The 20,249-nt window shown below is 55.0% G+C and carries 11 protein-coding genes; 5 read left to right on the forward strand and 6 right to left on the reverse strand.

Translation table 11 applies throughout. The features are described 5' to 3' along the window. Window positions 1-205: 205 nt before the first annotated feature. On the forward strand, window positions 206-949 hold the full coding sequence (locus ACZYTD_RS12980; protein WP_463892600.1) for a substrate-binding periplasmic protein: 744 nt from the start codon (window positions 206-208) through the stop codon (window positions 947-949). Between the two features lie 93 nt (window positions 950-1,042). Here ACZYTD_RS12980 and ACZYTD_RS12985 read toward each other — a convergent pair whose 3' ends face one another. The 4 genes from ACZYTD_RS12985 to ACZYTD_RS13000 form a co-directional block, all read right to left on the reverse strand. After that, on the reverse strand, window positions 1,043-4,540 hold the full coding sequence (locus tag ACZYTD_RS12985) for a chitobiase/beta-hexosaminidase C-terminal domain-containing protein (protein WP_463892602.1): 3,498 nt from the start codon (window positions 4,538-4,540) through the stop codon (window positions 1,043-1,045). Window positions 4,541-5,158: 618 nt separating this feature from the next. Further along, the gene (locus ACZYTD_RS12990) at window positions 5,159-8,788 is read right to left on the reverse strand and encodes a chitobiase/beta-hexosaminidase C-terminal domain-containing protein (protein ID WP_463892603.1); all 3,630 of its coding nucleotides are present in this window, start codon (window positions 8,786-8,788) and stop codon (window positions 5,159-5,161) included. 573 nt (window positions 8,789-9,361) lie between these two features. Continuing rightward, window positions 9,362-10,312 carry a sugar phosphate isomerase/epimerase family protein gene (locus ACZYTD_RS12995; protein WP_463892604.1) on the reverse strand — a complete coding sequence of 317 codons (951 nt, stop codon included), beginning with the start codon at window positions 10,310-10,312 and terminating at the stop codon, window positions 9,362-9,364. Window positions 10,313-10,337: 25 nt separating this feature from the next. After that, window positions 10,338-12,128, reverse strand: coding sequence for a putative bifunctional diguanylate cyclase/phosphodiesterase (locus tag ACZYTD_RS13000; RefSeq protein ID WP_463892605.1), 1,791 nt, complete (start codon window positions 12,126-12,128; stop codon window positions 10,338-10,340). A gap of 305 nt (window positions 12,129-12,433) precedes the next feature. Here ACZYTD_RS13000 and ACZYTD_RS13005 point away from each other — a divergent pair, with 305 nt between their 5' ends. Beyond that, window positions 12,434-14,062 carry an alpha-amylase family glycosyl hydrolase gene (locus tag ACZYTD_RS13005; protein WP_463892607.1) on the forward strand — a complete coding sequence of 543 codons (1,629 nt, stop codon included), beginning with the start codon at window positions 12,434-12,436 and terminating at the stop codon, window positions 14,060-14,062. A gap of 58 nt (window positions 14,063-14,120) precedes the next feature. Here ACZYTD_RS13005 and ACZYTD_RS13010 read toward each other — a convergent pair whose 3' ends face one another. Then, window positions 14,121-15,590 (reverse strand): RimK family protein, encoded by a 1,470-nt coding sequence (locus ACZYTD_RS13010; protein WP_463892608.1) that lies wholly within the window; start codon window positions 15,588-15,590, stop codon window positions 14,121-14,123. A 302-nt stretch (window positions 15,591-15,892) separates the two neighbouring features. On the opposite strand from ACZYTD_RS13010, the gene ACZYTD_RS13015 reads away from it, so the two are divergent. From ACZYTD_RS13015 to ACZYTD_RS13025, 3 genes are all read left to right on the forward strand, one after another. Further along, window positions 15,893-16,981, forward strand: coding sequence for a GNAT family N-acetyltransferase/peptidase C39 family protein (locus ACZYTD_RS13015; protein ID WP_463892609.1), 1,089 nt, complete (start codon window positions 15,893-15,895; stop codon window positions 16,979-16,981). 178 nt (window positions 16,982-17,159) lie between these two features. Beyond that, entirely contained in the window at window positions 17,160-18,275 is a 1,116-nt protein-coding gene (locus tag ACZYTD_RS13020) for a collagen-binding domain-containing protein (RefSeq protein ID WP_463892611.1), read from the forward strand. 171 nt (window positions 18,276-18,446) lie between these two features. Beyond that, a complete protein-coding gene (locus ACZYTD_RS13025; RefSeq protein ID WP_463892614.1) occupies window positions 18,447-18,644 on the forward strand; it encodes a hypothetical protein in 198 nt (65 codons plus the stop codon). 99 nt (window positions 18,645-18,743) lie between these two features. Here the strand turns inward: ACZYTD_RS13025 and glyA are convergent, their stop codons facing one another. After that, a complete protein-coding gene (gene glyA / locus ACZYTD_RS13030) occupies window positions 18,744-19,997 on the reverse strand; it encodes a serine hydroxymethyltransferase (protein WP_463892615.1) in 1,254 nt (417 codons plus the stop codon). Between the last annotated feature and the right edge of the window lie 252 nt (window positions 19,998-20,249).

The following is a 20,249-nucleotide window of genomic DNA, read 5'->3' on the forward strand; positions in this document are numbered from 1 at the left end:
AGAGCCCAGAGCGTGTAACCAGACTTGCATGGAAAATTTCAAGATAAAATGATGGGCATTCCGGCATATATCCAGCTATTTCACTTTGAGTAAAAGCGGATAAGCTCAATCTCTTGCCAAAGCACACGTCGAAGTCATGAGCCATACTCTGTTAGAGCAGCGATAAGAGCCGGATTAGGTTGTTATCAGATCAAGGATCCCCTATATGAATCTATGGCTTGTTAGCCTCAGCTTGGCTACTACACTGCTATGTAACCCGCTACCGGCCGAACCGCTGCGAGTAGGCACGGCCCCCTGGCGCCCCTTTGCCTATCAGAATGCCCAGCAACAACCTGTCGGCATAGCCGTAGAGGTGATGCAGGAGCTAGCCAGACGCACCGGGCGGGAGATCTCGTTATCCCTCTACCCGGCGCGGCGCCTTAACCAACTATTTGACCAAGGTCAGCTCGATATTAACTTCGCCGACTCACCGCTGTGGAATCCGCCGTTTCAGCACCATGCCCCCCTATTCACGCAAAGCTACCTGCACGTCAAAGAGTATCTCTATTTTTCGGCCAAGCATTTGCACCCCAAACAGCCGCTGAGTGAATGGCGCGGACTGCGCATAGGGAGTGAGATGGGTTACTACTACCCCATGTTAGATCCCGCATTCGCACAGGGCAGATTGCAGCATAAGGAGTTTTCTCATCCGGAGGATATGCTGCAGTTGCTGCTTAAACATCGCATCGATGCCATGGCCATGGATGAGTGGTTGTTTCAGCATCTGCGGCAGCAACAAGGGCTGAATGACAAGGCATTTGTCCTAGGCCCCCAACTGAGCAATGCCCCGCTCTGCCTGAAACTACGTCCCGAGCTGACTGAGTTACAACAGCAACTGGATCAAGCGCTCCAGGCCATGCAACAAGATGGTAGCCTGCAGAAGATCATAGATCGCTACCAGCAACCTTAATCCATCCACACCACCATGCGGTTACATTACGCACATAAAAGAAGAGCGCCCACAAAGGGGCGCTCGTTTGTTTTAGAAGCACTGACTATTGGCTTATTTCAGCCACTGGCCATCGGCTCCCACCTTGCCTGGACCGTTCAGTACATAGGCACCGACTGAGTAGGGATTGACAGTAAAGGTCAGGTTGCCACCGCTGGCACTGATCTCCTTGCCTGTGACCGCATCCTTATAGGTACCGGCCTTGACTCCCTTGACCGTGATGGTCTGGCTAGAGCCGGAGCTCAACCCCACCACAACGTAACTGTCGCCACTGTCGCGAGCGAAGCTCATGCCATTCCCCCACTCGTTCACATTCTGCATCGCCCCTTTCTGCAGGGCCGGAATAGCCTTGCGGATCTGGTTCAGACGCTTGATATGTTGATACAAGGGATGAGCCTGAGTCGTCGCCTTATCGGCCAGCTTAGGACCATAGTAGGCCCGGCCGGTCTGATCCAGGGTGTCGTTAGCGCTGGCCAAATCCTCAGGCAAGCCGGCTTGGAACATGATCTCCTCACCATAGTAGAGTGCCGGGATACCGCGCACTGTCCACAACAGGTTATACGCCATGGCCGCATTGGCCACCTCACCACCGTAACGGTACTTGAAGTCGTTATCCGGGCCCACATCATGGTTCTGGAAGAAGGTCACCAACTGGGTCGGATCGGCGTAGGTGTAATCCATATCCAGTATGCCCTTGATGCCACCAAACGACCCCTTGGTGACGTTGTCACGGAAGGTAGAGAAGAGCGGGAAGTCAAAGACTGACAGCTTGGAATCTCCACTCGGCTTGGCCTTGTCGCTACCGGTACGGGTATACCACCAGGGGCGAATATCCGCCGAGGCATTGTCATTGGTGATCTCGGAACCAAAACCGGCACCCTTCACCAACACTTCCCCAAAGATAAACAGGCCTGGCTTATGAGCCTGCCAGTCATGGGTGTAGGTCAGCAGCTCGTTACGTTCGATATGCTTGGCGGTATCCAGACGAATGGCATCGACGCCCATGTCCAGATATTTGTGAATGGCGCCATTCATGTACTCTTTAACGTTCTGGTTCTCAGTCGCCAAATCGATGCAATCACCGGCCATGTGCTTACGCTGTAGCGACTTGGTGTTTTCCCAGTCCCCCCCTGACATGTAACCATCCAGGTGGAACCACTGTGGATCCAACTTACCTGGATCAATACCGAAGAAGCGATTGGCCGATACGTTTGGATCGGGAACCTTGGCTCCGGTAGTGGGATCGGTGAAGGGAACAACCCCTTCCGGATCACTGTTATGCAACGCCTGGAACCAAGCTGGCGCCACTGCATTGTCGTTGTCATCCCGGTTGACGGACTTGTAATCCCCCAGGTTGCCCAAATATGGACCGTTTTTGATCTTGCCCTGAGTCGAGCCCTTCTCCACGTAGTACTTGATGGGCAGGTGATCGATCCACACCTTGTCACGAATACCATATTGGCTGGAGTGGTTGATCACCACGTCCTGGATAATCTTCAGCCCCTTCTTGTGCGCTGCGGTGATCAGATCCTGATAGGTGGCATCTGGGGATTCCAGACGTGGATCTATCTTGTACCAGTCATAGGCGTGATAGCCGTGGAAATCGAGGCCGGAGCGGTTTTCTACCGGAGGCGTTACCCAGATAGCGGTAAAGCCCAGATCCTTGATGTAATCCAGTTGCTCGATCAAGCCCTTGAAGTCACCACGCCACTGCGGGTCACCTTCCTTGTAACGGTCACGGTTGTAGTAGTTGTTGCTGGGATCGCCGTCATTGAAGCGGGCGGTCAGCACGAAGTAGATGGTTTCACTACGGAAATCCCCAGTGGTGGTGCTGCCACCGTTATCGCCAATGTAGTAGGTGAAGGTGTTCTTGACCTGGTTGCCAGAGGCATCCACCGCCAGGGTCTTCACCGTCAGATCGGCACCGGTTTTCACCTTGTCGGTCGCACTCAGAGTCTGGTTGGTATAAAGAGTCGAGGCAGTGGTCGGCTCGTTGCCATCCGTGGTGTAGTAGAGCTTAGGTGACTTATCGACCGCATCGCTGATGCTCAGGCCAATAAACTGAGTATCGGTATAGGAACCTGCCGCCGGTGTCGCTGCAACCGTCGGTGGTGTCACATCCTTACCTGGGTCACCCCCCTGCTCCGTGCTGGTCACCGCCTTGCTGGCCGGATCGATACACACCTTATAGGTGGTGTCGGCTTTCACCTTCACATCCGCTGCCGGATAGTTCTCGGTCCAATCACCCTTATGGTCAATCTTGAAACGGGGGTCAGTCGCCACCGCACCAAAGGCCTGGGTCAGGCAGAATAGAGCACCATTCTGGATCATGGCGGTCTTGCCCCAATTATTCGGGGTACCGCGGAAATACCAGGTATCAGTTGATGCCGGCACCAGGGTGTAGACGAAGCTATACACCTGCTTGTTACCGCTGACATCCAGAGCCAATACCTTGACCGTAATCGTCGTGCTTGCCGTTCCCGCCGTCAGCGCTAACGCCTTGCCTGCGGTATAAGCCGTGGCGTTGGCGGTCGGTTCGCTGCCATCCAGGGTGTAATAGAGCTTGGGCGCCGCATCCTTATTATCGGTGACGCTCAGCGTCAGACTCTGTGTGCCGCTATAGCTACCCGCAGGCAAAGAGGGGGCAACCACGGGAGCCTGGGTATCGGCCGCGCTGATCACATAGGCAAAGCTGTAACTCTGCTTGTTGCCGGTGGCATCCACAGCCAACACCTTGATGGTGGTGCTGCTGGCCAGGGTAAAGGTGGTACCGCTATACAGGGTGGAGCCGGTGGTCGGCTCGCTGCCATCCAGGGTGTAATAGAGTTTGGCTGCCTTATCCAGGTTATCGCTGACAGTCAGCTTCACCGTTTGGCTGCTGCTATAGGTACCCGGGGCCACGGAAGGGGTGGCGACTGGTGCCTGAGCATCGGCCACTTGGATGGTATAACGGAACAGGCCGCGCCCGGTATTGCCGCTGGCATCCCGGGAGAGAGTACGAATGGCGAGATCAACGCCATCCGCCGCCACGTCATTGGCTTTGATCACCTGGCCCTTATATATCGGCGACTGGCTGTTGGGCAGGCTATTGTCCGTGGTGTAATAAACTACCGGAGCACTGTCCTGATTATCCTTGATATTCAAGGTGATGGATTGGGGTTGGTTATAGGTTCCCACCTTGACACTGGGCGTCACAGTCACAGGGGTGACATCCTTGGACTGGATGGTGTAGCGATGCAAACCGCGGATCCAGGTCCCATTGCTGTCCACCACCAGAGTCCGCAAATAGAGGTCGGTACCGGAGGCCTTAACATCGGTGGCCTTGATCAGCTCGCCCTTATAGGCCTTGGCACCGTTATTGGGCTTAGGTAGGGTGTTGTCCAGGGTGTAGTAGATAGATGAACTGGCACTGCCACTATTTTGCAAGGCCAGTTTGATGCTCTGGGCGACAGAGTAGGTACCCGCTGCCGGGCTGGGGGTGACCGAGGGGCTTGCCGCCAGAGCCTGTCCTGCGGCACCGACCAATCCCATGGTTAAAAGCCATTTATTCATTGCATATCCTTATCATTGCACGGGAAGAGCACAGCCATCATCTTGCGACTCATCCAGACAAGAGTCGAACACGCTGCGTCTCGGGGGTATTCCATACTCAGCAAGCTATACAGTACTGCGTCACCGGCTTGCACCGCGCCTTCAAACAGTCGGCCATGACTCCAGCCCAAAAATATCTGACATTTTGCATGCCATGATGGGCAAAACAGCCGGTATTAATTCGAAGGTATTAAGCTGCCTCAGCCTGAATAAATAGATAATTCAGCGAGAAAGCACATGATCAGCCTATGCGGTTATCTGCCTCTGTATATGCGGCAATATCACATTTTTTATTAATTTCCCGATGAGTTAAACATAATAAAAAGCAGGGCATAGCATTAGAAAACAATAAAGAATTAAAGAAGTATGACCAGTTTAAAAACCAGAGAATGAACACAATTTACAGCCACTTAAAATAACAAATGAAATGGGGATTTTATCTTTTAAAAATCAGCTCCGATTGAATTCAAAATAATACCTTTATTTAAGGACAATAAAAAACCGCAACCATGAGGTTGCGGTTTAAATTAACGATTTCCTATATCCAGGCAGAGCTTAATGAGTTGCCCGGGCTTGAACTTACTTCAGGTAAGGACCTGCCTCGCCAATCTTGCCTGGTGCCGGATTGCCCGGCAGGCTCAGCACATAGACGCGCATGTTACCCTTGCCACTGACCGACACCGCCAGGCTACCATTGGTCACACTCTTCACATCACCCGTGACCACATCGGTATAGGTACCGTTCGGGATCTTGTTGAAGGTGGCGCCATTAGAGACGGTGATTAAGGCAAAGCTGTCGATGTTCTTGGCCGCGTTAGTAAAGCGACGCTTGTAGGCCAAGTTATTGCCACTGATGTCCTCACGAGAGTACTGACCCTTCTGCAGAGCCGGAACGGCGCGGCGAATTTGGTTCAGACGACTCAGGTGTTTGGCCAGCGGTGAGTTGAGGGTAGATGCCATGGTGCCAGTGGCATTGCTCCACACCCCGAAGTCCTTGACGGTCACATCCCCTTCGATATTGTTACCATAGTAGGCCCGACCCGTGGTGCTCAATGGGCCAGTGGAGCCAATATCGGCGCGCGCCCCCTTCATGAACTCAACCTCACTACCGTAATAGATGGTTGGGATGCCACGGAAGGTCCACATGTAGCTCATGTTTTCCGCCCAGGCATCGGTACCACCGGCATAGCGGTTGTCAGTGTTTGGACCATAGTCATGCGAATCTACATACACCACGTTCCAAGTGGCATCGTTGTAGACAGCGTCCTGGCTGGCGATGTTGATGGCGGAACCCGCATCGCTGAAGTTCCAGTGCATGGGGAAGTCGATAACCGACAGTCCAGAGGCATTAGAGTAATCCGGCGCATGGTAGTCATTGCCGCGCAGTGCATGGTTGTCAGAGGTCGGTTGGTTATTCACCCCCTGACCATTCTCCCAATCATAGGCTTCGTGTACCGCCTTGGTATCATCGGAGCTGTAGGTGTGACGCTCAGCCCAGGTGTAGAACGGGGTAGAAAGAGGAGAAACGCCTTTGTTCCACACCTCATTCACCCGCGTCGCTACTTCACCAAACATGTAGAAGTCTTGGCCACCGCACGCCTTGAAGCCCGGCACGAAGTGACGGTTAAACATCAGACGGTTGACGTGCTTAACCGTATCAATCCGGAAGGCATCCACCCCCATTTCGATGTAGTGGCAATAGGTATCGATCAGATACTGCTGCACCTTGGGACTCTCGGTGTTCAGATCCGGTAGATCCTCATGAATGGTGGAGTTCTGGGCAGTTTCATCTTCCCAGTTCTTCAACCAGGTCTTGTGGAATAGTTCAGGATCAAACAGCGCAAGATCCGGCCATTGATAGGCATAGTTCCAACGGCCCGTCTTGTTGTTAAAGCCGGTCTTTTTACCCCAGTTAGGCAGGTCTTCACCCCAGGATTGAGCCGGCTTCTCAGCGGTCCAGAGATCGCCGTTGTAGTAGTTCTTGCCAGAGCCTGGCTCGACACTCACCCCATCATAGGTAAAGGATTTGTTTTCGGTGTCGTAGTACCAGCCCCACTCAGCATCTTGCACGCCAAAGTAGCGCACCTTCTGCAGATTCACTTCCCCATAACGGGAGGTGTGGTTCAGCACGACGTCCATCACCAGCTTCATGTCGCGCTTATGCATCTCGGCAATCAGGCGTTTGAAGGCTTCATCGCCACCAATCCGGCCGTCGATATGACGCATATCCCAGGCGTGGTAGCCGTGGAAGTCGTAGTCACTGCGGTTAAGCACGGGAGGCGTGATCCAGATGGCGGTAAAGCCCAACGCCTTGATGTAATCCAGCTTCTTGATGAGACCATCCAGGTCACCACGCCAGGAGGGATCATTACCCGCCACATTGCCCGCTTCCTTATCGGCGCGGCCATAGCGGTTATTGGTGGCATCACCATCAAAGAAGCGAGTGGTCATCAGGAAGTAGATGGACTCTTCGCGGAAATCCTTACTGGCTGATGGGGAGTTGCCGATGTAATAGGTGAAGGTATTACTGGCTTTGTTGCCTGCCGCATCTACGGCCAGGGTGCGCACAGTCAGGTCAGCGCCCTTACTGACGATGTCAGTGGCAGGCAGAGGTTCGCCCTTATAGAGAGCGGAGCTGGTGGTGGGCTCGTTGCCGTCGATGGTGTAATAGAGCTTAGGGGCGGTATCGACGTTATCGGTAACAGCCAGTTTGATGTTTTGCTTGTCGGTATAGGCCCCGGAACCTGGGGTCGCGGCCACGCTGGGCGCAGTCACATCCTTGCCTGGATCGACCCCCTGCTCTGTACTGGTCACCGCCTTGCTGGCCGGATCGATACACACCTTATAGGTGGTGTCGGCTTTCACCTTCACATCCGCTGCCGGATAGTTCTCGGTCCAATCACCCTTATGGTCAATCTTGAAACGGGGGTCGGTCGCCACCGCACCAAAGGCCTGGGTCAGGCAGAATAGAGCACCATTCTGGATCATGGCGGTCTTGCCCCAATTATTCGGGGTACCGCGGAAATACCAGGTATCAGTTGATGCCGGCACCAGGGTGTAGACGAAGCTATACACCTGCTTGTTACCGCTGACATCCAGAGCCAATACCTTGGCCGTAATCGTCGTGCTTGCCGTTCCCGCCGTCAGCGCTAACGCCTTGCCTGCGGTATAAGCCGTGGAGTTGGCGGTCGGTTCGCTGCCATCCAGGGTGTAATAGAGCTTGGGCGCCGCATCCTTATTATCGGTGACGCTCAGCGTCAGACTCTGTGTGCCGGTATAGCTACCCGCAGGCAAAGAGGGGGCAACCACGGGAGCCTGGGTATCGGCCGCGCTGATCACATAGGCAAAGCTGTAACTCTGCTTGTTGCCGGTGGCATCCACAGCCAACACCTTGATGGTGGTGCTGCTGGCCAGGGTAAAGGTGGTACCGCTATACAGGGTGGAGCCGGTGGTCGGCTCGCTGCCATCCAGGGTGTAATAGAGTTTGGCTGCCTTATCCAGGTTATCGCTGACAGTCAGCTTCACCGTTTGGCTGCTGCTATAGGTACCCGGGGCCACGGAAGGGGTGGCGACTGGTGCCTGAGCATCGGCCACTTGGATGGTATAACGGAACAGGCCGCGCCCGGTATTGCCGCTGGCATCCCGGGAGAGAGTACGTATGGCGAGATCAACGCCATCCGCCGCCACGTCATTGGCTTTGATCACCTGGCCCTTATATATCGGCGACTGGCTGTTGGGCAGGCTATTGTCCGTGGTGTAATAAACTACCGGAGCACTGTCCTGATTATCCTTGATATTCAAGGTGATGGATTGGGGTTGGTTATAGGTTCCCACCTTGACACTGGGCGTCACAGTCACAGGGGTGACATCCTTGGACTGGATGGTGTAGCGATGCAAACCGCGGATCCAGGTCCCATTGCTGTCCACCACCAGAGTCCGCAAATAGAGGTCGGTACCGGAGGCCTTAACATCGGTGGCCTTGATCAGCTCGCCCTTATAGGCCTTGGCACCGTTATTGGGCTTAGGTAGGGTGTTGTCCAGGGTGTAGTAGATAGATGAACTGGCACTGCCACTATTTTGCAAGGCCAGTTTGATGCTCTGGGCGACAGAGTAGGTACCCGCTGCCGGTGTGGGAATGACCGAGGGGCTTGCCGCCAGAGCCTGTCCTGCGGCACCGACCAATCCCATGGTTAAAAGCCATTTATTCATTGCATATCCTTATCATTACACGGGAAGAAACAGCCATCCGCAATCCAGACCATCTGGCAACCCTGCCAACGCTGTATCCCATCACTACCCATCGAGGCGCCACAGATTGAGCTGTTGACGCTCGACCCCCTTAACCTCTTTTGCTAAAGACACACGCTCTTTGTTATCCACCAGTGAATAGCCAGTTTGGCGGCGACTCACTGGTTGAAAGCGATTGGTCATTAGCGAGGTATTAAGACGAACGAATGATCCTCTCTCAGACTGGTTAATCACCAGCAGCAGAGAGAAAACTCAAATTTAGCGTATGGAGTTATGGCTACTGTTTTATTTGTCAGCTTCACATTTTCAAGTGAATTTTCAGCGAAAAAGCTAATTTTTTCACCGAGACACAAAGTCTGAAAACGTTACAGAACCAGATAAGAATGAGTTGATAAAATATTAGAGTTAGCGCATCACGGGCACGCCAAATAAAGCGTTGAAATAAATAGAGGGTTTTGAAAATAAACAAGATTATTGAAAACAGAGCCGTTGGCTCGTAGCCATTTCAGGTTAGCGGAGGAGCCGTGTGGCGATTTACAGCAGAGCATGTAACCACGCCAGAGTCGGCGCTATGGAAGACTCGGCTGGCCATTCGGCATCTTCATGCTCCAGACTCAACATCCCCTGGTAGCCGACTTGCTGTAAGGCCTGCAAGAACGCCCGCCAGAATTCGGCATCATGCCCCTGCCCTGGCAAACAGTAACGCCAACTACGAGCGGTCAAGCGCTCGTCGCGTGGATCCAGCAAACCCCACATGGCCTGCTGCTGAGCATCCGCTTGCCAATCCTTGAGATGGACATGAAATAACGCCTCGCCCAGCAGGGCAACGGCGCGTACCGGATCCATCCCCTGCCACCAGAAATGGCTGGGGTCCAGATTCGCCCCCAACGTCGGCCCACAAGCCTGGCGCAGTGCCAGCAGGGTGCCTGGTGAGTGGACGAGAAAGCCCCCATGCAGCTCCAGAGCAATGCGCACCCCCTGTTGTTTGGCAAAGGCCGTCATCGGCTGCCAATAGGGGATTAGCTGCTCATGCCATACCCGGTGCCAATAATCGCTCTGCTCGTAGGGCCAGGAGAGCACGGGCCAGTTGAGCTGACTATGGCCGCCGGGTTCCTGAGCTCCCGCCACCCCGGAGAAAGTCACCACCGTCTCTATCTCCAATTCCGCGGCCAGCAAGATGGCGCGGCGCAAGGCGGCGGTATGGGCGCGCGCCAAAGCAGGATCGGGATGCAGGGGATTACCGTGGCAGGAGAGAACCCGAGGTGTCACCCCGGCTTGCCTGAATTGCTGCCGCCAGTGCGACAGCGCTCGCGGGTGGGCGAGCAGAGCGCGACTGGGACAATGATGCGAACCTGGATAGCCACCACAGCCCAGCTCCAACTCACGAATGTCATGGCGCGGGGCATACTCCAACAACCAGAGCAGAGGACGCGAAGCAAAGGCGGCGGCAAAGAAGCCCCAGTGCCAGGATGCATCAGATGGCATAAACGTAGGCGGGATAATCGGAGCCTCAGGCCACGCCACGCGAAGCTTCCAGAAAGTGGGTCAGTTGTTCTGCCGACATGGGTTTGGCAAAAAAGTAGCCCTGAACCTCCTCGATCCCCAGAGACTCCACATAGGCCAGCTCTTCGGCTCGTTCCACCCCTTCGGCCACCAAGGAGAGATTAAGCGAGCGAGCCAGTTGCACTATGGCCTTGACGATCTGTTGATTGCCCTCTTGCTCATGGATGTTGGTGATGAAGCTGCGATCTATCTTCAAGGTGTCGAGAGGAAAACGGCTCAGGTAGCCCAGATTGGAATAACCGGTACCAAAATCATCTATGCTGATCTTCACTCCCAGCTCACGCAGCTCCTCGAAATAGTGGCGTACCGGAATGGCCCCCTCCATGATGAGGCTCTCGGTAAGCTCCAGTTCAAGACGAGCCCCCGGATAGCCCAAGCGCGCCATTTTGCTGATGAGATGGCGCACAAAGTCGTGTTGATGTACCTGGATCGCCGAGAGGTTTACCGCAATCGGCAACATACGAAACCCTTGCCGCTGCCAACTCTGGTTCTGCAACATCGCCTGCTCCAGCACCCAGTCCCCAATCTCCAGGATCAACCGTGACTGCTCGGCTACCGGGATAAAACAGACCGGAGAAACCGAACCCAGTTCCGGATTATTCCAGCGCAACAACGCTTCCATCCCCACCACCTCATGGGTTTCACGCGCCATCTTGGGTTGATAGTCGAGACGGAACTCATCACGTTTGAGGGCATTCTTCAGCCGCTGCTCGATCGACATGCGCCTGAGGGTTTCCTGGCCCATGCGGGCGTTGAACTCGGCAATCTGGCTCTTGCCATGGCTCTTGGCGTGGTACATGGCCATGTCGGCATTGCGGATCAAGGTATCGAACTCATCCCCATCTTCGGGATAGGTGCTCATGCCAATGCTGCAACTGATGTTGTACTCCACATCAAACAGGGTCAGGGGTTGTTCAAACAGACGGCGTAACTGCTGGCCAGCCCGAATGGCCGAGAGCCGGTTAGCTTGCTGCCCCAACACCACCACAAACTCGTCACCGCCAAAGCGCCCCAGCGCATCAAAAGGACCGGTAAATTGTTGCAGACGCTCGGCCACCAGCTTGAGCAGACCATCGCCTATATTGTGGCCCAGGGTGTCATTGATGTTCTTGAAGTTATCCAGATCGATGAAGAAGAGCGCCACGCCCTGACGCAGGGCCTTGGCGCGCTGCAATATATCGGCGAACCCCGCTTCAAAGGCGGGACGATTAGGTAAATTGGTCAGGTAATCATGGTGAGCCAGATGACGCATCATCTGCTCGGCACGCTTGCGCTCGGAGATGTCGCGAGCCATGCCCACGCTGCCGACTACCTTGCCACGACTATCGAATACCGGCACCTTGATCGTTTCGGCCCAAGCCTCCTCGCCATCGGCACTGGTGATGATCTCCTCTCGACGCAAGAGCGCCTGGCTGACCATCACCTGTTTATCATCGGCGATATAGCCGTTGGCTTGCTCCTCATTGGAGAGGTCAAAGTCCGTCAGACCCAGCAGGGATTGAGGGTCCCGATTAAAGACCTTACCAAACTGAGCGTTAACGAACAGGAAGCGGGACTGAGTATCCTTGATCCAGGTCAGATCGGGAATGCTGTCGAACAAAGCCCGCATATGACGACCATCCTGCTCCAGGCGCGTCATTTTGCGCCAACTCCAGAGCAACAGCAGCAGGACCCCCACCAATACTCCCAACAGACCCAGCCAGAGTCCGTCACTCGCCAATCCCAATGCAGAATACATACTCAATTCCTGTTAACGTCAGACTCACGCGGGATGAGAAAAAACGCCAGCGCATCCAACCAGCCCGAAATGGGGCAACCATCATGCCTGCTTCGCCGGATAGCAGACAGCGAGCCAGATCAATGCAACCGTCCGGCAAACTCAGTTCTTTGAGCCCAATCACCCGTTTCCACACTTATCCGACCAGTCAGTAAGCCCCATAATCCGTTCCACGGCGAAATCACGGCAGTGTGATGAGGTTCCTTGCTGCCCCGCAGCTTTTCAGGTTTGATAGGCTAAATCGTTAAAGCCTATCGGGACTGATCATGTCTTTGCGTCTCTCCACACAGAGCCTGCTGCTCTGTGCTCTCTGTGCTTGCACCAGCCAAGAGCCACCCTCTGCTCCTCCTGTCGCAAAACAACCCGATGCCAGCTCAACCAGCCTGGATATGCGCCCGGTTGCCGTGGCCCCCCTGCCGCGCCCGTTACCTGCAGACTGGGCCAAGGGTGCCGTTTTCATGGAGATCTATGTGCGGGGGTATCAAGACTCTAATGGCGATGGTATAGGTGACTTCAAGGGGCTGACCAGCCGGCTCGACTATCTGGCCAGCCTGGGTGTCCAGGGGATCTGGCTGATGCCCATCAACGCCAGCCAGGATCATGATCATGGCTATGCCGTCACCGATTATCGCAAACTAGAACCAGACTATGGCAGCGAGGCCGATTTCAAAGCCTTTCTCGCTGCGGCCCATGCCCGCGGCATAGGGGTCATCATGGACTATGTGATCAACCATAGTGCCTACCAAAACCCGCTCTTTTTAGACGCCAAAAACAGGCTCAACGACAAACGCGACTGGTATCTCTGGAGCGATCATGACCCGGGTTGGGTCAACTGGGATCAAAGCTCAAGCTGGCACCGCGCCCGCCCAAGTCGTGACTTTTATTATGGTGTATTTTGGGAGCAGATGCCCGACTTCAACCTGAAAAACCCCAAGGTCCTGGCCTATCACCATGACAACCTGCGTTACTGGCTCAATCTCGGCGTCGACGGCTTCCGCTTCGATGCGGTCGGGCAATTGGTAGAAAATGGTAAGAACGCATATGAATCTCAGCCAGAAAACAAGCCCATACTCCGTGAGTTGCAGCAGTTGGTGACCCACAACTACTCTGGCCGCTTCATGATCTGCGAAGAGCCTAACGATCCTACCGCCGCCGCGGGCAAAGATTCCTGTGGTTCAGCCTTTGCGTTTGGTTTCAACGAGGCGCTGAGAGATTCAGTTAAAGCAGGGAAAGTCACTACCGAGCTACAGCAGAAGTTGACCAACTACCCACTGGCCCAGATGGGATTGGTTCTGGGAACTCACGACTCCTACGCCGGAGAGCGCTTGATCGACGATTTCCAGGGTGATCTGGCACGTTACAAGCTAGCGGTGGCGACACAACTCACTCTGCCAGGTCAACCCTTTATCTACTATGGTGAAGAGATAGGCATGGGACACAGTGACGGCAACAGTGGCGACTGGGGTTTAAGGGCGCCTATGAGTTGGGAGAGCAAGGGGGGCTTCAGTTCGGCAACCCCCTTCCGTGCCCCGGCCAGCAATCTGGTGCAATACAATGTGCAACGACAGCAAGCCAGCCCGGATTCCCTGTGGCACTTCTACCAACAGCTGATCACCACGCGTAAACAGCACCCGGCCCTGCGTCAGGGTGATCTCACCCTGTTGCAAAGCAATGAGCTGCTGGCCTTTACCCGCCGCTATCAGGGCGAACAGCTACTGGTGGTTATGAACTATGACAGCCAACCCCACTCGACCACGCTGCAGTTACGCGGTAAGCAACAGCACCTGATCCCGCTACCTGGTTTTGGGGCGACCGAGAGCCAATCCGCAGTTCAGGGCAAACTTGGCCTCACATTGTCACCACACGAAATCCGCCTTTATCGCATCAAGAAGTAAGAGCCTGGCCCCATGCTAAATGGCATGGGGCCTATGACCAAAATTCAGCGCACTTGGTTTATAACCCTCTTTGCTGCAAGCGACGCAGAAATTCGAGCATCACCCGCTCGTAGATGAGCTCGCCCATGAAGTGATCTTCTATCCCCCTGTCTATGTTCGGGTTGTCATTGATCTCAATGACATAAGCCTTGTTACCACGCTGCTTGATATCCACGCCATACAGGCCATCGCCGATGAGATTGGCGGCACGCAGTGCCGTATCACGCACACAGCGCGGCACCGACATCACATCTAAGGTCTCCCACCCCCCCGCATTGAAGCTGCCCCCCTCCTTATGCTGATAGATCTGCCAATGACCCTGACTCATGTAGTACTTGCAGGCAAACAAGGGCTGGCGATTGAGCACCCCGATACGCCAATCAAAGTCGGTATACATATACTCCTGGGCTAGGATAAGGGACGAAGAGGCCATCAACTCCAATGCCTTGCTCTCCAGCTCTTCCGGCGTGCAGACCTTGTGTACGCCCCGGGAGAAGGAACCGTCCGGCAGTTTAAGTATGCAGGGTAGGCCCAAGTCATGGATGCTCTTCTCCACCCAGTTGCGCTCGCCGACCCGCAACACTCGAGTCTTGGGGGTCGGCACCTTGTGCTTCTCCAGCAACTCGGCCAGGTAAACTTTGTTGGTGCAATACATGATAGAGGCCGGATCGTCTATGACCACCAGCCCCAGCTTCTCGGCGCGCCGGGCGAACTGATAAGTGAAATCGTCGATGTTGGTGGTGGCACGAATAAACAGGGCGTCATACTCCCCAAGCCGCCCCATCTGCTCTCGATCGATGAGCTCCACATTGATACCCAACCGTTTTCCAGCGCGGATAAAGCGTTTGATAGCCAGCAGATTGGAGGGGGGCATGCGCTCCTCTCGGTCAATGAGAATCGCCAGATCATAACGGTAACGCTTACTCTGGGTGGGCTGACGCCAGATCTTGCGAGAGAAACGTTCCAGCGCGGTAGCAAAGCTATCCTGCTGACCATTTTCCAACTTGTGAAAGGGATAAGGGGCGATCGAGGCCAGATGCCAGCCATGCTTGTTGTGGCGAAACGTGACCTCCATGACCGGCAGTGGGTATTGATCAAACAGCTGGCGAGCCAGACGTTGTAAGGGAAGAACATCACTCTGGCCAAAATAAAAGAGCAGGGTGACCTGCCCCTGCTCCTGACCGGCGAACGCCTGATCTAACGCCTCGTTCATGCCATGCAGCACCATCAACTGCGGCTCGCGATTCGAGACCTCATTGATGGTGCGCAGTGTGGGCAGAATGCGGTGACCGCGGGCTTCGGCCAACAGGGTGCAGTAATAACCTATGCTCTGGTAATCATAGGTGCGACAAAGATTGATGACTTGGGTATTCCGGGCAGCCTGGTCGCTGCGATGGTCGAGATAATCGCCAACGCTAACGACGCTTTCCGAGGGAAAGTAGGCGGCCCAATCAGATTTTTTTTCCGTGACTATCAAAAACTTGGCCATACAGACTCCAAGTTGAACAGCAACGGTATCCGGCACGGCACGAGCGGGAGGTCGGATACGACCCGGCTGCAGAGTCAATCGGCATCACAGACACCTGGATTGGGGTTACGACTCTCAGCCCTGCAGAATGCTATGCCCGTCACACTTTACCCGTCAAGCCATTCGGCCTATGCTCTAGCCTCAACCGGGCACCTCTGCCCCTCGCCTACCCCCTGTCATCCTGACTCGTCTGGGCAGACGCCAGCCGCAATCTGAGTGCGGCTCTTCCTTGAGGCGTCCCTACTGGTTGTCAGGAGAGATCAATGATTCGTCATGCCGTACTGGATGATCTGGACGCCCTGCTGGCTCTGGAAGCTGACAGTTTTCCTGGAGACCGGCTCTCCGCCCGCCAATTTCGCCGTTTCATCAAGAGTGATAACAGCCGCACTCTGATCCTGGAGCGTGATGGCCAGTTACTGGGCTATGCCTTGGTGCTGTTTCATCATCGCACCCACTTGGCTCGCCTCTACTCCTTGGCCGTCACCGCAGCGTGCCGTGGTCAGGGGCTGGGCAAACAGCTTCTCGTCGCCAGCGAAGCCGAGGCGTTGGAACGTGGCTACCTTACCCTGCGCCTAGAGGTGCGCCAGGACAACCTAGGCGCCAAGCAGCTCTACCTCCAGCAGGGCTATCGCCCCATCCGCATCCTGGCTCACTACTACGATGATGCCGCCGATGGCATTCGCCTGGAAAAACGGCTGCAACCTGGGCACCCCACCAGCCTGTTGCCCATCCCCTATTATGCGCAAACGCTGCCCTTCACCTGCGGCCCCGCCTGCCTACTGATGGCCCAGGCCGCCCTGCAACCAGGCATCCCCCTGAAGCGGCGTGATGAGGTGCAGATCTGGCGGGAGGCCACCACTGTCTTCATGACCACTGGCCATGGTGGCTGTTCGGCTCTTGGGCTGGCTCTGGCCGCACAGCGCCGGGGGCTACAACCACGGCTGTGGGTGAGCCAGACCCAGACCCCCTTCCTGCGTGGCGTACGCAGCGAAAGCAAACGGCAGGTGATGGAGCTGGTGCAGGCCGACTTTGTCAGCCAGGCCGCCGCCTGCGGCATTGAACCCGCCATCCGCCGCCCGGTTCTTGAAGAGCTGGAGGCCGAGCTGGCGTTAGGCCACCCGGTACTGGTACTCATCAGCACCTGGCGCCTGACCGGGGACAAAGCCCCGCACTGGGTGGTGTTGGTCGGTATCGATGAACAGTTTGTCTTCTTCCACGATCCGGATGTGGACAGCAGCCGCGAACGACTAGCTTCGGCCATGCAGGTACCCGTCCGGCGCGATGATTTCTACGCCATGATGCAGTACGGCAAGGAGCGCTTTAGCGCGGCGCTGGCACTAAAAATAACGTGACAGCCGTCACAAGTGGCGCCGTTCGAAAACCAAGCTGCTGATTAAAGTAATAATAGAAAGGTATTTTTTAGTAAAGCTGGCTTTACTCATTCTTACGTATTAAATTTGCGCACATAATATAGGCTAAATCAGCCATAAGAACTGAAATATGCACAAGTTACGTAGGAAGGAAGTGCCAATGAGAACCACAGTAAATAGGCTTAGTGCCAAGCGATTGTTGAACCAGGCCCTCTGCGGTCTGCTGTTAACTGGCATGGCCAGTGCAGCCAGCGCCGCGTCAACCAGCACAGGGCTCAGCAGCCTCGATATTCTGCAACAGTTTAATGTGGTGGTGTTCGGAAACAGTACCTCCAGCGCCAACGTGGATGGGCGCACCTATATTGGCGGCGCGCTGAACGGTGGAAATTATAAATCAAGCGCCTCCAGCTATGCTGGTCTGACGGTACAAGGCTCCGCCTCTAATATTCATGTAGAAAACGGTGGGGCTGTCATTGCCGGTTCTTTGAGCAACAGCGTCATCAACAACGGCAGCACAGCCGTATTAGGCAGCAGCAGCTATACCAACTACAACGGTAACAAACAGAGTGTCACTTATGTGGCTGGCGCAGTGGCGGGGGGAAATATCAATCAGAAGCGTATCACCTCCCTAAGCCAAAACAGTGCATTACAAAGTGAGGTGATCGCGGCCCAGAACACCTCGACCAGTGCCCTGAAATCCAGCCTGAGTTCCTTGTCGCAACAGCTGAGTACCCAGGCGACAACCGGCGGCTACAGTGTGGATCAGCACAGCAAGGCCACCTTCACCGCCAAGGCCAATGCCTCTGGCCTAGCCGTAATCAACCTGTCGGCCAGTGATATCACCAAGTTGAACTCCACCAATAACTTCAGTTTCAACGTAGATAGCAGTGCCACAGCCCTGCTGTTCAACGTGAGTGGTCAAAGCTCAACCCTGACCGCCAATCTGTTTGGCAGCCTGCAGAAACTCTCCAGCAAGACACTCTGGAACTTCTATGATGCGACCTCAGTGACACTGGATAAACCGTTCGCAGGCTCCATATTAGCCCCCAATGCAGCACTGACTAACAATAATCAGCTCCTGGGTGGCGTATTCGTGAATTCACTGACCCAATATGGCCAGATCAAGTCAACGACTTTCACCGGTGCCACTGCTATTACCAGTATCACAGCGGCCGTACCAGAGCCTGAGACCTACGCCCTGCTGGGGCTGGGCCTGGTGATGCTGGGCTGGCGCGCTAAGAAGAGCCGCCAAGCGTCTCTGTGCGTAGCAGCCTAACCTCTAACTAACCCTTACACCGCCGCCAGCCGCTCTGCTGGCGGTTTTTTTCCTGCCCTCCCACTCCTGCACCACCAACGGCGATAAACCATGGCTGGCTCATCGCTCTTGCTTGGGTATACTCTCAGCTCGAGACAGGCCACGCCTACATAGTTCGAGGAGCCCAAGCCCATGAAGAGGCTATTTCTACTTTTACCACTGCTGCTGGTGCTCGGTTGCAGCCATATCAAGTCTGCCGGACGCACCATAGGGCATACCAGCCGCGATGCAGCTCATGCCGTGGGGCAGGGAACCAAAGAGGTGACCACCACCATAGGCCATAGCAGCCGGGATGCCGTCAAGAGTGTGAAAAAAGAGATCAGCGAATAGAGCAAGCGGTAGCCGAACCGCCCCTAGGGGGTAACCTGCCCATAAAAAGAGCCGCATCGCTGCGGCTCTTTTCGTTACTCATCGCAAAGCGAATGGCGATCAGGCATAGACAGGCAGACGCTTGCAAACGGCCAGCACCTTCTCACGAGTCGCGGAGAGTACCTGTTCATCAGTAGTGTTATCCAGCACGTCACAGATCCAGCCAGCCAGCTCTTTGGCTTCGGCTTCCTGGAAGCCACGGCGCGTGATGGCAGGAGTGCCGATCCGGATGCCGGACGTCACAAAGGGGGAACGCGGATCGTTCGGTACTGAGTTCTTGTTGACCGTGATATTGGCCAGACCCAGAGCCGCATCGGCCTCTTTACCGGTCAGATTTTTATCAACCAGATCGATCAGGAAGAGGTGATTATCTGTGCCACCGGAGACAATCTTGTAACCGCGGGACTTGATCACTTCAACCATGGCTTTGGCGTTCTTAACGACCTGTTGCTGCAGTACCTTGAACTCCGGCTCCATCGCTTCCTTGAACGCAACCGCCTTACCGGCGATCACATGCATCAGCGGGCCGCCCTGGCCACCCGGGAAGACGGCAGAGTTGAGCTTCTTGTACAACTCTTCGTCATCGGCAGCCGAGAGGATCAGACCACCACGCGGACCAGCCAAGGTCTTGTGGGTAGTGGAAGTCACCACATGAGCGTGGGGAACCGGGTTGGGGTAAACACCCGCCGCCACCAGACCCGCCACGTGAGCCATGTCGACAAAGAACCAGGCACCGATCTTGTCCGCGATTTCGCGCATCTTGGCCCAATCAACAATGCCTGAGTAGGCAGAGAAACCGCCGATAATCATCTTCGGCTTGTGCTCTAGGGCCAGACGTTCCAGCTCGACGTAATCGATCTTGCCGGTTTCATCGATACCGTAAGGAATGATGTCATACAGCTTGCCGGAGAAGTTGACTGGTGAGCCGTGAGTCAGGTGACCGCCATGGGCCAGATTCATACCCAGCACCTTGTCACCGGGTTGCAGCAACGCCATGTAGACGGCACTGTTGGCTTGAGAGCCCGAGTGCGGCTGAACGTTGGCGTAGGTGGCACCGAAAAGAGCCTTGGCTCGTTCAATCGCCAACGATTCGACGATGTCAACGTACTCACAACCGCCATAGTAGCGCTTGCCAGGATAGCCTTCGGCATACTTGTTGGTCAGCTGGGAACCTTGAGCCTGCATGACGCGCGGGCTGGTATAGTTTTCGGAGGCGATCAGCTCAATGTGCTCTTCCTGACGCACTGTCTCATCGGTAATAGCCGCCCACAGCTCGGGATCGTAATCAGCAATGTTCATGTCACGCTTCAACATCCATTTCTCCTGACTCTGCGTGTTAATATTTGGGGGATCTATCACATTCTACCTTGCCCGGCAGCGAGTTGACAGTGTGACCCCTGATCTTTTGCTGTAAAAACAAGCAGACGCCCCGTGGTAAGGCGATACTTTGAGCGCGACAACAGTTTCTTGCGGAGATTAGACCAGTAAAGTGCTGCCAAATCTCACGAAATCAATATAATTGGCGAGTTTGGCTTGAAGGCCAGCGCGATAAAGCATAAAAAACAA

This window comes from Pseudaeromonas sp. HNCC25DJ180, assembly GCF_055413345.1.

Excerpts from the sequence above, each read along its gene's own strand:
- ACZYTD_RS13025 (WP_463892614.1), top strand. The coding sequence starts at position 18,447 with ATGAAGAGGCTATTTCTACTTTTACCACTGCTGCTGGTGCTCGGTTGC.
- ACZYTD_RS13020 (WP_463892611.1), top strand. The coding sequence starts at position 17,160 with ATGAGAACCACAGTAAATAGGCTTAGTGCCAAGCGATTGTTGAACCAG.
- glyA (WP_463892615.1), bottom strand. The coding sequence starts at position 19,997 with ATGTTGAAGCGTGACATGAACATTGCTGATTACGATCCCGAGCTGTGG.
- ACZYTD_RS12995 (WP_463892604.1), bottom strand. The coding sequence starts at position 10,312 with ATGCCATCTGATGCATCCTGGCACTGGGGCTTCTTTGCCGCCGCCTTT.
- ACZYTD_RS13005 (WP_463892607.1), top strand. The coding sequence starts at position 12,434 with ATGTCTTTGCGTCTCTCCACACAGAGCCTGCTGCTCTGTGCTCTCTGT.
- ACZYTD_RS13000 (WP_463892605.1), bottom strand. The coding sequence starts at position 12,128 with ATGTATTCTGCATTGGGATTGGCGAGTGACGGACTCTGGCTGGGTCTG.
- ACZYTD_RS13015 (WP_463892609.1), top strand. The coding sequence starts at position 15,893 with ATGATTCGTCATGCCGTACTGGATGATCTGGACGCCCTGCTGGCTCTG.
- ACZYTD_RS13010 (WP_463892608.1), bottom strand. The coding sequence starts at position 15,590 with ATGGCCAAGTTTTTGATAGTCACGGAAAAAAAATCTGATTGGGCCGCC.
- ACZYTD_RS12990 (WP_463892603.1), bottom strand. The coding sequence starts at position 8,788 with ATGAATAAATGGCTTTTAACCATGGGATTGGTCGGTGCCGCAGGACAG.
- ACZYTD_RS12980 (WP_463892600.1), top strand. The coding sequence starts at position 206 with ATGAATCTATGGCTTGTTAGCCTCAGCTTGGCTACTACACTGCTATGT.
- ACZYTD_RS12985 (WP_463892602.1), bottom strand. The coding sequence starts at position 4,540 with ATGAATAAATGGCTTTTAACCATGGGATTGGTCGGTGCCGCAGGACAG.